Source organism: Methylocystis rosea SV97 (assembly GCF_000372845.1).
GTDB lineage: Bacteria > Pseudomonadota > Alphaproteobacteria > Rhizobiales > Beijerinckiaceae > Methylocystis > Methylocystis rosea.
This window is the reverse complement of sequence record NZ_KB889963.1, coordinates 531,336-544,123: the sequence shown is the minus strand read 5'-3', so window position 1 is coordinate 544,123 and position 12,788 is coordinate 531,336. Positions and strand designations below refer to the sequence as shown.

At 62.4% G+C, this 12,788-nt stretch carries 10 protein-coding genes; 9 read left to right on the top strand and 1 reads right to left on the bottom strand.

All coding sequences use genetic code 11. The features are described from left to right. Positions 1-113: 113 nt before the first annotated feature. Positions 114-1,001: an MBL fold metallo-hydrolase gene (locus A3OO_RS0102955; RefSeq protein ID WP_026222642.1), complete on the top strand. Its 888-nt coding sequence runs from the start codon at positions 114-116 to the stop codon at positions 999-1,001. Positions 1,002-1,011: 10 nt separating this feature from the next. Here A3OO_RS0102955 and A3OO_RS0102950 read toward each other — a convergent pair whose 3' ends face one another. Continuing rightward, a complete protein-coding gene (locus A3OO_RS0102950; protein ID WP_018406340.1) occupies positions 1,012-1,899 on the bottom strand; it encodes a tetratricopeptide repeat protein in 888 nt (295 codons plus the stop codon). A 394-nt stretch (positions 1,900-2,293) separates the two neighbouring features. Between A3OO_RS0102950 and A3OO_RS0102945 the strand changes: the two genes are divergently transcribed. The 8 genes from A3OO_RS0102945 (at position 2,294) to A3OO_RS0102900 (ending at position 12,769) form a co-directional block, all read left to right on the top strand. Beyond that, positions 2,294-2,671: a c-type cytochrome gene (locus A3OO_RS0102945; RefSeq protein ID WP_040573579.1), complete on the top strand. Its 378-nt coding sequence runs from the start codon at positions 2,294-2,296 to the stop codon at positions 2,669-2,671. 47 nt (positions 2,672-2,718) lie between these two features. Then, positions 2,719-3,351: a 7-carboxy-7-deazaguanine synthase gene (gene queE, locus A3OO_RS0102940; protein WP_018406338.1), complete on the top strand. Its 633-nt coding sequence runs from the start codon at positions 2,719-2,721 to the stop codon at positions 3,349-3,351. Between the two features lie 2 nt (positions 3,352-3,353). Continuing rightward, positions 3,354-3,728, top strand: a complete 375-nt coding sequence (locus A3OO_RS0102935; RefSeq protein ID WP_026222641.1) for a 6-pyruvoyl trahydropterin synthase family protein — start codon at positions 3,354-3,356, stop codon at positions 3,726-3,728. 291 nt (positions 3,729-4,019) lie between these two features. Next, positions 4,020-5,981 carry an acyl CoA:acetate/3-ketoacid CoA transferase gene (locus A3OO_RS0102925; RefSeq protein WP_018406336.1) on the top strand — a complete coding sequence of 654 codons (1,962 nt, stop codon included), beginning with the start codon at positions 4,020-4,022 and terminating at the stop codon, positions 5,979-5,981. A 573-nt stretch (positions 5,982-6,554) separates the two neighbouring features. Then, complete coding sequence (locus tag A3OO_RS0102920; protein ID WP_018406335.1) at positions 6,555-7,565, top strand: ArsR/SmtB family transcription factor; 1,011 nt, start codon at positions 6,555-6,557, stop codon at positions 7,563-7,565. Beyond that, entirely contained in the window at positions 7,565-8,464 is a 900-nt protein-coding gene (metF, locus tag A3OO_RS0102915) for a methylenetetrahydrofolate reductase [NAD(P)H] (RefSeq protein WP_018406334.1), read from the top strand. Before A3OO_RS0102920 ends, metF begins: the two co-directional genes overlap by 1 nt. Further along, complete coding sequence (metH, locus tag A3OO_RS0102910) at positions 8,461-12,183, top strand: methionine synthase (protein WP_018406333.1); 3,723 nt, start codon at positions 8,461-8,463, stop codon at positions 12,181-12,183. The genes metF and metH overlap by 4 nt, the downstream gene beginning before the upstream one ends. 154 nt (positions 12,184-12,337) lie before the next feature. Beyond that, positions 12,338-12,769, top strand: a complete 432-nt coding sequence (locus A3OO_RS0102900; protein WP_040573577.1) for a DUF1810 domain-containing protein — start codon at positions 12,338-12,340, stop codon at positions 12,767-12,769. The last annotated feature ends 19 nt before the right edge of the window (positions 12,770-12,788 follow it).

Below are 12,788 nucleotides of genomic sequence, written 5' to 3'. Positions count from 1 at the left end.
TAATATTAGCTATTGCTTATTTAGCTATAACGCATATATCTGACGGCGCAAGCAGGAAAAGGCGAAAGCACGAACGAAGAGAGGTGCTTGAGCGCTGCAAGAAGGAGAGATCGATGCCGCAGGCGCCGTCCGTCAGGGCCTTCTTTGACGAGCCCACCAACACGATCACCTATATCGTCAGCGACCCCGCCACGAAGCGCGCGGCGATCATCGATCCCGTGCTCGATTATGATCCGGCGAGCGGCGTCGCCGATTCGCATTCAATCGACGCCATCCTCGCCGAGGCGGCGCGGGATGGATTAAAAATCGATTGGGTTCTCGAAACTCATGCGCACGCCGACCATCTGTCCGCCGCCCAAATCGTCAAGGCGGCGACGGGCGCGAAGATCGGCATCGGCGAACACATCGACAAGGTCCAGAAGATCTTCAAGCCGGTGTTCGGGGCTGAGGACGTCAAGGCTGACGGCGGCTGCTTCGACCACCTTTTCAAGGACGGCGAGCGGTTCAAGATCGGCGAACTCGAGGGCGAAACGATCTACACGCCCGGCCACACGCCAGCCGACGTCGCCTATAAGATCGGCGATGCGGTGTTTGTCGGCGACACGCTGTTCATGCCCGACTATGGGACGGCGCGCGCGGATTTCCCCGGCGGCGACGCGCATGCGCTTTACCGATCGATCCGCCGCATTCTTTCGCTGCCCCCGCAGACGCGGCTCTTCATGTGTCATGACTACAAGGCGCCAGGACGAGACGTCTACGCCTGGGAGACGACGGTCGCCGAGCAGCGCGCCAAGAATGTGCAGATCAAGGACGGCGTCAGCGAGGAAGACTTCGTGGCCGGACGACAGAAGCGCGATCAGGAGCTTGCCGCGCCGCGGCTGCTGCTCCCCTCGATTCAGGTGAACATTCGCGCCGGCAAGTTTCCGCCGCCGCGCGGCGATGGCGCGCGCTTCTTGAGCATTCCGGTGAAGTTCAAAGGCGCTGCGGCCCAAGCCGGTTGAAATCTGAACGTCAGTTGCGTTCGCGCAGATAGCCTTCGAGCATGGTGACGGCCGCGCTACGGTCGGCGTCGCTGGCGGAATTCAGCGCTTCGGCGTGTAAATCCGCGATCCATTGGTCGCGAGTGGCGCCGCCCGCGGCGTCGCGCGCCAGCGTCAGATACATCAACCCGCGCGCGCGTTCCGGCTCGCCGCTCGCCTCGCCGGTGAACATCATCCGCCCGAGCATCGCCTGCGCCTGCGGGTGGCCCTTGCGCGCCGCAAGCTCCAGCCAATTCACGCCCTGACGGACGTTCTTCTTCACGCCGGCCCCTTCGAGATACATGCGCGCCAGATTGTATTGCGCGTCGGCGTTGCGGAAATAGGTCGCCGCATAACGGAACAGATCAAAAGCGCGATCGAGATCGGGCTTGATCTTTGCGCTTGGAACGCCGTCACGCAGATAGACGCCCACGGCGACGAAGGCGCTCGCCGCCATCGACCGCTCGCGCGGATCCGGCTCGTCGTCGGCGTAGTGATCGACGATTTGCGCGAAATATTCATAAGCCTTGGCGTCGTCGCGAATGACGCCGTCGCCTTCGGCGTACATCCTGCCAAGCTTCCACTTCGCCAGCGGCTCGCCGCCTTCAGCGGCATAGCGTAGCGCCGTCACCGAGGTCGCGGCGTCGCCGGCATGGTAGCTTTCGACTCCGGCGCGCAGCGCCTCGCGCGGATCCTTGAACATCGGCAGAGGTTGCGCCTCGGCTCTCGCCGCCGTCCGAGGCGCGTCAAGCGCCGGCGCCGGCGCGACGAAAGCCGTCACCAGCATGCCAAGGCTCGTAGCGAAAAGGCAGACCGGCAATGCCGCGCGCTTCTTGCGCCTAAAGGCTGAAATCACGCCCGTATGAACGCTTCCGACCATAATGTTTCGACTTCCTTCAACCCTGAAGACGCCCGACGTCTTTTGAGGCCATACGCCAGCCGTCACCGCTGATCAGCGAGAGGGAAAGAAGGAACCTGCGGCCGAAAGGGAAATCTTTCGGCGCCTGTCTCCGCATCTCGAATGAGCTTGTGACCCGATCACCTTAGCTCAGCTTTTGTGTCTGAAAAGGGGCTGCCGCAGCGACAATCGTGGGCAAGATGCTAATCCGCCGTACTGTTGCAATCAGAACACATGTCTGTTGCAAAAATGCAGCAGCGCCTCGCGGACACGCGTCGTCCTGACGCAAGCTTGCATGAGAGGCGCCGATACCCAGCGAGCCGCGCTTGTGCTTTCATGCGAAGCGAATCGACGGCTCACGCTTAAGGAAAACCACATGCAGCTTCGACGCCTTACGCTCGCTATGGCTCTCGTCGGCGGGAGCGCCGCTTTCGCAACTTCGGCGCTTGCCGCGGGCGACGCCCAGCGCGGCGCGATCGTCGCGAAGCGATGGTGCGCGTCCTGCCATGTGGTGACGTCGGATCAGACCAGCGCCTCGGCCGACGCGCCGTCCTTCTTCGATATCGCCCAGCGCCGAACCGACAGGAAGAAGCTTGGCCATTTCCTGATGGATCCACATCCGCCGATGCCCGACATGCATCTGTCGCGCAAGGAGATCGATGACATCGTCTCCTATATCCGCAGCCTCGACCCGCGCCCGCAGCCAGCGCCCGAACCTGACGGTAAGGACAAGGAGCTTCCCAAGAACGGGTAAGAGGCGGCCTCGCTTTACGCCGCGCGGCGTCCGCGCTAGAGCGGGCAATGGCCTACATCGTCAAGGAAGCCTTCAAAACGCTGCAGGGCGAGGGCGTCAACGCGGGCCGCGCCGCGGTCTTTTGCCGCTTCGCCGGCTGCAACCTGTGGAGCGGGCGCGAGGAGGATCGCGCCGCCGCCCAATGCCAATTCTGCGACACGGATTTCGTCGGCTTCGAGGGCGAGGGCGGGGGAAAGTTCGCCGACGCCACGGCGCTTGCGGGCCATTTGGCGACGCTGTGGGGGGAGGCCCGCGCGCAACGCTTCGCGGTGCTGACCGGCGGCGAGCCGATGTTGCAGATCGACGAGGCCTTGGTCGCGGCGCTGCATGGGCAAGGCTTTGAAATCGCCATAGAGACGAACGGCACGCTGCCCGTCATCTTCGGGATCGACTGGATCTGCGTGTCGCCCAAGGGCGGCGCGCCGCTGACCCAGACGAGCGGCGCGGAATTGAAGCTGGTCTTCCCCCAGCAGGGAGTTGACCCGGCCGCTTATGAGCGGCTCGACTTCGCGCATTTTCTGCTGCAGCCCATGGACGGGCCGGATGTTTCGCGCAATACGGAGGCCGCGGTCAGCTACTGTCTGGCGCATCCGCGCTGGCGTCTGTCTTTGCAAACCCACAAGGCGATCGGGGTGAAGTGACGGTGTCGAGTTTCGAGGTTTTTCGGGAGTTTTATTTTGAGGCGGCGCACGCGCTCTACGATCCCGAGGCTCCAGAGGGCGGAAAATACCGCAATCTGCACGGCCATTCCTTTCGCGTGCGCGTCACCCTGCGCGGCGCGCCCAGCGTCGAAGAGCAATGGGTGATGGACCTCGGCAAGCTTGGCCGTAGGCTCGCGGGGCTGCGCGAGCGCCTCGATCACTCGTTTCTCAACGACCTCGAAGGCCTCGGAAAGCCGACGCTCGAAAATCTCTGCGCCTACATCTGGCGCGACCTTGCGCCGACATTGCCGGGTCTTGCCGAAGTCGGCGTCTTTCGTGACAGCTGTTTCGAGGGCTGCGTCTACCGCGGCGACTAGAACAGGTTCCGAAAAAGTTGACAGACTTTTTCGATGAGAACCTGCTCCAATACTTTGATCTTGAGCGGTTCCTTATCGATCACATGATTTCATGTGATCGGGAAGCGCTCTAAGGGCCAATCTCCCGCGCATTGGCCAGCTTGCCGCCGAACTGCGGCGCATCGCCGCTATTGCGCAAGAGCGGCCCGGTCTCTACGGTTGAGCGCTCAATTTGAGCAAAACGCCCACCAGAGCGGCGACGTCAACAGTCCGCAACAAATAAAGAGTGGGGAGCGAGGGAACCCTGAGGACATGGCGAACAACAAAGTCATTACCGCCGACGAGGCGATTGCGCTCATTCGCGACAATGACGTCGTAACCACCACCGGCTTCGTCCAGAGCTGCATTCCCGAGGCTTTGCACGCCGCTTTGGAAAAGCGCTTCGTCGAGAGCCAGCATCCGCGCGACCTCACGCTGATCATGACCGCGGGCGCCGGCGACTCCAAGGGCCTGGGCACAGGGCGCTTTCATCACGAAGGATTGCTGCGCAGGGTCATCGCCGCCAATTTCGGCCGCATGCCGAAGGTCGCCCAGGCGGCGCAGGAGAACAAGATCTGCGGATACAATCTTCCGCAGGGCGTCATCTCACAGCTCTACCGCGCCTGCGCCTCCGGCCAGCCGGGCCTCTTCTCCAAAGTCGGACTCTACACCTATGTCGACCCGCGCTTTGGCGGCGGCAAGGTGAATGACCGCACCAAGGAGGATATGGTCAAATACCATAACATCATGGGCGAGGAGTGGCTGTTCTATATCGCCACCAAGATCGACGTTGCCTTCATTCGCGGCACTTCGGCCGACCCTTCCGGCAATATTTCGATGGAGCGCGAGGCGCTCGTTCTCGACAATCTCGCGCAGGCCATGGCCGCCCATAACAATGGCGGGCTCGTCATCGCGCAGGTCGAGCGCATCGTCGAACAGGGCTCGATCAAGCCGAAAGACGTGCATATACCGGGCATTCTCGTCTCGGCCGTCGTCGTCGCCGATCCGCCGGAAATGCACCGCATGAATTACGGCGTGATCCACAATCCGGCGCTTTCCGGCGAAATCCGCGTGCCGGTCGAAAAGTTCGCCAAGATGCCGCTCGACGAACGCAAGGTCATCGCGCGTCGCGCCAGTTTCGAGCTGCCGCCGAACGGCGTCGTCAATCTTGGGGTCGGCGCGCCGGAGGGCATCGCCGCTGTCGCCAACGAAGAAAAGATGACGCCCTACATCACGCTGACCACGGAAGCCGGCGCGATCGGCGGCGTGCTTGCGTCCGGTTCGAGCTTCGGCGCGGCGACCAACGCCGACGCCATCATCCAGCAGAACCAGCAGTTCGATTTCTATGACGGCGGCGGTCTCGACATGACCTGTCTCGGCATGGCCGAGTGCGATCTTCAGGGCAACGTCAACACGTCGAAGTTCGGCGGCCGCCTCAACGGCTGCGGCGGCTTCATCAACATCAGCCAGAACGCGCGCCTCGTCGTTTACGCCGGCACCTTCACCAATGGCGGACTGCGCGTCGAAATCGCCGACGGCAAGGTGAACATTCTGCAGGAAGGCAGGAACAAGAAGTTCCTCAACGCCGTCGAGCAGATCACCTTCTCCGGCAAATTCGCGCAAAAGCGCAAGCAGCCGGTCTATTACGTGACCGAGCGCTGCGTGTTCAAACTCGTCGACAAGGGGCTTGAACTGATCGAAGTCGCGCCGGGGATCGATATCGACAAGGACATCCTGGCGCATATGGACTTCAAGCCCATCATCGAACACGCGGAAGTGATGGACAAGCGCATCTTCATCGATGAGCCGATGGGGCTGCTCGCCGACCTGATCAATCTCAACATGTCCGATCGCGTCACCTACGACGCGGACCGCAACATCCTTTTCGTCAATCTCGAAGGCTGGCACGCGCGAACCAAGAAGGACATCGACGATCTGCGCAAGACGCTGATCGAGGCGTCGGACAAGGTCGGCAAGCGCGTCAACTCGGTCGTCAATCACGACGGCTGGAAGATCAATGAGGCGCTCTACGACGATTACGCCGAAATGATCGACTATATGAGCCAGCGCTATTATCTGACGACGACTCGCTATGCGACGAGCGCCTTCGCGCGGCTCAAAATGAAAGAGGCGCTCTCCAAGCGCGGTCTGCAGCCGCATGTCTTCGAGCGGCGCGAGGCGGCGGAGACCTTCCTGGAGGTCGTCAGCAAGGAAGAAGAGAAGGCGCCGGCATAGCCGCCCAGCGGCTGGTTCCTAGCCTCCAAAGGCGAACGCGCCGAACGTTGCGTTCGGCTTTCGCCCGGTACCCTGATTTTTAGCTGATGGAAAATAAAACAGGCCCCGTGGCGTAGAGCTCACGGGGCCGTTTGCTTCTCTTGGAAGCTAGTCTGGATTGTCCAGTCTGTGAACGGGCGTCCGATGCTTGGCCTTTGCCTTCGGCCGCCCGGAAGATTGTCGATTGTCTCGGAGGATGGACGGATCAGGCAGCTGCTCCTGACCGCCCAGTGACCGGAACCAAACGCCGGTCAAATGGTCTGACCCGGTGGCGTCATGCTCCTCTCGCAACACTGTTGCTCGGTTCGGCCCATCAACAGGGGGTGTCTGAGCCTATCCTGGATCGCATTCGCATCGAGGTCCCGCCCGAGCGAGCCTGCCGACCATGCTGTCGGATCGACAGGTGCGATGTAACGAAAAGATGAACCCGGTTTGGGATTCGGTCAAGACCATTCCGCCGTCAAAAAACGGCGACCATGGTTGCGCTCAGCAAATTTGACGTATATAGATATCTTTATGTCTAACGGAGCGCTCATGAAGTCCGTCGCCAAACTGGCCCTCGACCCGACGCTTGCGGCGCTGAACGCCGCCGGAGAGGAGACGCGCCTGCGTCTTCTGGCGTTGCTCGCCCAGTCGGAGCTGACGGTCAGCGAGGTCGTGGCGATCCTGGGCCAGTCGCAGCCGCGCGTCTCGCGCCACCTCAAGCTCCTCGTCGAGGCCGGCCTCATCGAACGCCGGCGCGAAGGGGCCTGGGCGTTCTTCCGGCTGTCGCCGGCCGGGCCAGCAGGCGCTCTTGCGCGCGCCATCGTCGGCTGGCTCGAGGCTGACGACGCCCTTCTCGCCGGCGACCGCGCCAGGCTCGCCCAAGTGCGTCACGCGCGCGCCGAGAACGCCGCCCGCTATTTCGCCGCGCATGCCGAGGAGTGGGATCGCATCCGCGCGTTGCACGTTTCCGAGGAGCGCGTCGAAGAAGCGATGCGTCAGGTCGTCGGCGACAGACCGGTGCGCAACCTACTTGATCTTGGGGCCGGCGCCGGCCGGATGCTCGAGCTGTTCGCGCCCCAGGCGGAACGCGCCGTCGGCGTCGATCTTTCTTCCGCCATGCTCGGCGTCGCGCGCGGCCGCCTCGAAGAGAGCGGCTTCGACAATGTGCAACTGCGCCAGGGCGACATCTATGCGCTGCCGACCGAGCGCAACTCCGTCGACCTCGCGATCATGCATCAGGTTCTGCATTTTCTCGACGATCCGGGCCGCGCTTTGCGCGAGGCGGCGCGGGTGCTCGCGCCCGGCGGCCGTCTGCTTGTCGTCGACTTTGCCCCGCATCAGGAAGAGGCGCTGCGCGACAAGCACGCACACCGCCGTCTTGGCTTTTCCGACGCCGAAATCACCGGGCTGCTGGCGCAGGCCGGGCTTGACGTCGTTCAGCGCCGCGAATTGGCGCCCGACGCGAACGAGGGGGCTAAGCTCACCGTGTCCTTGTGGCTGGCGCGCGATCCGCGCGTCATCGCCGATCCCATTCCCACTGCATCTTATGAGACAGCCTGATGTTTAACGCTCTTCATCCCACGGCCTCGCCCAATCAGTTTTCGATCTCCTATGAATTCTTCCCGCCCAAGACGCCGGAGATGGAGACGCAGCTCTGGCAGACGATCAATCGACTTGCGGCGCTGAGGCCGCATTTCGTTTCCGTGACCTATGGCGCCGGCGGCACGACGCGCGAGCGCACCCACTCGATCGTCGCGCGCATCGTGCGCGAGACCGAAATGAAGCCAGCCGCGCATCTCACCTGCGTTTCCGCCGCGCGCGAAGACATCGACGCAATCCTGCGCGATTATTGGGACGCCGGCGTTCGCCATATCGTGGCGCTGCGCGGCGATCCTCCGACCGGCGTCGGCTCGCGATTTGAGGCGCATCCGAAGGGCTACGCCCATTCGACCGATCTCGTGAGCGGCATTCGTCGGATTGGCGACTTTGAGATTTCGGTCTCGACCTATCCTGAAGGCCATCCGGAAAGCGCCTCGATCGAACAGGATCTCGACGCGCTTCAGGCGAAGGTCGACGCTGGCGCGACGCGCGCCATCACGCAGTTCTTCTTCGACAATGACGTCTACTTCAAATTCCTCGACAAAGCGCGCGGGCGGGGGATCACCATTCCGATTGTGCCCGGCATCATGCCGATCCGCAATTTCAAACAGGTCGCGGGCTTCGCGCAAAAGGCCGGAGCGAGCGTGCCGCGCTGGCTCGCCGAGCGCTTCGACGGACTGGACGAAGATCCGGAGACGCGCGCGCTCATCGCCGCGACGACCGCCGTCGAACAGGTGATGAGCCTGGCGCGCGCCGGCGTCAATGAATTCCACTTTTATACAAATAATCGCGCCGACCTCGTCTTCGCCATTTGCCATCTGCTCGGCGTTCGTCCTCTTCGCGAAAAGGCTCTTGCATGACCTTCGAGACATCTCACGGCCCAAATATTTTGAAGGCTCTGGACGAGGCGGCGTCGCGCCGGATCCTCATTCTCGACGGCGCCATGGGCACGATGATCCAGCGCCACAAGTTCGAGGAGGCCGATTTTCGCGGCGGGCGCTTCGCAGATCACGCCAAGGATCTGCGCGGCAACAATGACCTGCTGACGCTGACGCAGCCCGACGCGATCAAGGCGATCCATGTCGCCTATCTCGAAGCCGGCGCCGACATCATCGAGACCAACACGTTTTCGTCGACGACAATTGCTCAGGCCGATTACGGGCTCGAGCATCTCGCGTTCGAACTCAATTGCGAGGGCGCCCGGCTGGCGCGTGCGGCGGCCGACGAAGTCGCGGCGAAGACCGGCGTGCGCCGTTTCGTCGCCGGTTCGCTTGGCCCGACCAATCGTACCGCGTCGATCTCGCCCGACGTATCCAATCCCGGCTTTCGCGCCGTCACCTTCGACGAACTGCGCGCCGCCTATAAGGAAGCCGCGCTCGGCCTTATCAAAGGCGGCGCCGACATTCTGCTCGTCGAAACCGTCTTCGATACGCTGAACGCCAAGGCGGCGCTCTATGCGCTCGAGGATGCGTTCGACGAGGTCGGAACCCGTTTTCCGATCATGATTTCCGGCACCATCACCGATCTTTCGGGCAGGACGCTCTCGGGTCAGACGGCGGTCGCCTTCTGGAATTCGCTCGCCCACGCCAAGCCGTTTTCGATCGGCTTCAACTGTGCGCTCGGCGCCCGCGAGATGCGTCAGCATATCGCCGAGATCGGCCGCATCGCCGATACGCGCGTCTGCGCCTTCCCCAACGCCGGCCTCCCCAATGAATTCGGGCTCTATGACGAAAGCCCCGAATACATGGCCGAACTCGTCGGCGAATTCGCGACCGCCGGTCTCGTCAATGTGCTTGGCGGCTGCTGCGGCACGACGCCGGACCATATCGCCGCGATCGCCGGCGCCGTGAAAGGCGTCGCTCCGCGCGTGATCCCGATCATCGAGCCGATGCTGCGTCTTTCTGGATTGGAGCCCTTCACGCTCACGAAGGACATTCCCTTCGTCAACGTCGGCGAGCGCACCAATGTCACGGGTTCGGCGAAGTTCCGCAAGCTCATCACCAATGGCGACTATGCCGCGGCGCTCGACGTCGCGCGCGATCAGGTGGCGAACGGCGCGCAGGTCATCGACATCAATATGGACGAAGGCCTGCTCGATTCCGAACGCGCCATGGTGGAATTCCTTAACCTCGTCGCCGCCGAGCCCGACATCGCCCGCGTGCCGGTGATGGTCGATTCCTCCAAATTCGCCGTGATTGAAGCCGGCCTCAAGTGTCTGCAGGGCAAGGGCGTCGTCAATTCGATCTCGATGAAGGAAGGCGAAGAGAAATTCATCGCCGACGCGCAAAAGGTGCGCCGCTATGGCGCCGCCGTCGTCGTCATGGCCTTTGACGAAAAGGGCCAGGCCGACACATTCGCGCGCAAGACCGAGATTTGCACGCGGGCCTATAAAATCTTGACCGACATCGTCGGCTTTCCGCCCCAGGACATCATCTTCGATCCCAATATTTTCGCGGTCGCGACCGGCATTGAAGAGCATGAGAATTACGGCGTCGATTTCATCGAAGCCACGCGCGTCATCAAGCGCGATCTGCCGCATGTGCATGTGTCGGGCGGCGTGTCGAACCTGTCCTTCTCATTCCGCGGCAATGAGCCCGTGCGCGAGGCGATGCATTCGGTCTTCCTCTATCACGCCATTCAGGCGGGGATGGATATGGGCATCGTCAACGCCGGCCAGCTTGCGGTCTATGGCGAGATTGATCCCGAACTGCGCGAGCTGTGCGAAGACGTGGTCTTGAATCGCCGCAAGGATTCCACCGAGCGCCTCGTCGAACTGGCTGAAAAATTCAAGGGGACGGCGGGCAAGACACAGGAAAAGGACGCCGCCTGGCGCGAGAACACCGTCGAGAAGCGTCTCGAATATGCGCTGGTCAACGGCGTTACCGATTACGTCGAAGTGGACGTGGAAGAAGCGCGTCAGCGCTCCACGCGGCCGCTTGACGTGATCGAAGGCCCGTTGATGACCGGCATGAATGTCGTCGGCGATCTCTTTGGCTCGGGCAAAATGTTCCTGCCGCAGGTCGTCAAATCGGCGCGCGTGATGAAGCAGGCGGTGGCCTATCTCATGCCGTTCATGGAGGCTGACAAGAGCGAACGCTCCACTGCCGGCAAAATCCTGCTGGCGACGGTGAAGGGCGACGTTCACGACATCGGCAAGAATATCGTTGGCGTTGTGCTCGGCTGTAACAATTTCGAGGTGATCGACCTTGGCGTGATGACGCCCTGCGCGAAGATTCTCGAAGTCGCCAAGAAGGAAAAGGTCGATCTCATCGGTCTTTCCGGCCTCATCACGCCCTCGCTCGACGAGATGTGCTTCGTCGCCTCGGAGCTCGAGCGCGAAGGTCTCGACACGCCGCTTCTCATCGGCGGCGCGACGACAAGCCGCGTGCACACGGCGGTGAAGATCAGTCCCAATTATCGTCGCGGCCAGGCGGTCTATGTCACCGACGCGAGCCGCGCCGTTGGCGTCGCGCAGGCGCTCGTCTCTGAGAAGACGCGCCCCGATTATGTCGCGCAGACCCGCCTTGAATATGAGCGCCTCGCCGACGCCCACGCGCGCGCGCAAGCCGATAAGCTGCGGGTGCCGCTCACGCAGGCGCGCGCCAACGCTTATAAAATCGACTGGGCCGCGTATGAAGCGCCGAAGCCCTCCTTCAGCGGCGCGCGCGCTTTTGCGAGCTATGACGTCGGCGAGCTTGTTCCCTACATCGATTGGACGCCGTTCTTCCAGACCTGGGAATTCAAGGGGCGCTATCCGTCGCTGCTCGACGATCCGGAGCGCGGCGAGGCGGCGCGCACGCTGTACGACGACGCCCGCGCCATGCTGAAGCGGATTGTCGAGGAGCGCTGGTTCACGCCCAAAGCCGTCATCGGCTTCTGGCCGGCGAATTCCATCGGCGATGACATCGCGCTCTACAATGGCGAGTCGCGCAATGAGCGGATCGCGACGCTGCACATGTTGCGCCAGCAATTGCCCAAACGCGACGGCAAGGCCAATCTTGCGCTCGCCGACTTCGTCGCGCCCAAGGACAGCGGCAAGGCCGATTATGTCGGCGCCTTCGTCGTCACCGCTGGCGCGGAAGAAGAAAAGATCGCCGCGCGCTACGCCCGCGCCAATGACGACTATGGCTCGATCATGGTCAAAGCGCTCGCCGACCGTATCGCGGAAGCTTTCGCCGAGCGCATGCATGAGCGTGTGCGCAAAGAGTTTTGGGGCTATGCGCGTGAAGAGAATTTCGCGCCCGAAGCGCTGACGACCGAACCCTACGCCGGCATCCGTCCGGCGCCCGGCTATCCGGCGCAGCCCGATCACACCGAAAAGGCGACGATCTTCGATCTGCTCAACGTCGAAAGGCGCACCGGCGTGAAGCTGACCGAAAGTTACGCCATGACGCCGGCCGCTTCCGTCAGCGGGCTCTATCTGGCGCATCCGAGCGCGCATTATTTCGGCGTCGCCAAGATCGAACGCGATCAGGTCGAAGATTACGCCCGCCGTAAGGGCATGGAGGCGCGCGAGGTCGAACGGTGGCTCGCGCCGATCTTGAACTATGCGCCCGTCGCCGCGGAAGCGGCGGAGTGAGACGGACTTCGATTGGTCTGTCATTCCCGGCCGGTCCGGAAGTCCGACCGGGAATCCAGGGCCAATTCAAGAATGTTGGTCTTGCTCTGGTTTTCCCGATCGGGCGCGTAGCGCGCGTCGGGAATGACAGCGGAGTTGATCAACGGATTTGGTCATGACCGGCGCCTCGGACGATCCTTACGATCTCGCCCGCTTTGTCGCGGCGCAGGATCCGATCTATGCGGCCGCGACGGCGGAACTCGCCGCCGGCCGCAAGCGCAGCCACTGGATGTGGTTCGTTTTTCCGCAGCCCGAAGGCCTGGGCGCAAGCGCCATGGCGCAGCGCTACGCCATTCATTCTCTCGCCGAGGCGGCGGCCTATCTCGATCATCCCCTATTGGGCGCGCGGCTCAAAGAATGCGTCGGACTCGTCAACAAAGTCGAGGGCCGCAGCGCGCATGATATCTTAGGCTCTCCCGATGATTTGAAGTTTCATTCGTCGATGACGTTGTTTGCGGCGGCGGCGCCGCAAGAGCCGCTTTTCGGCGAGGCTCTGGACAAATATTTTGCCGGCCGCCGCGATCCCTTGACCCTCGCAAAATTATAAGTTTCGTTGAACTCGATGC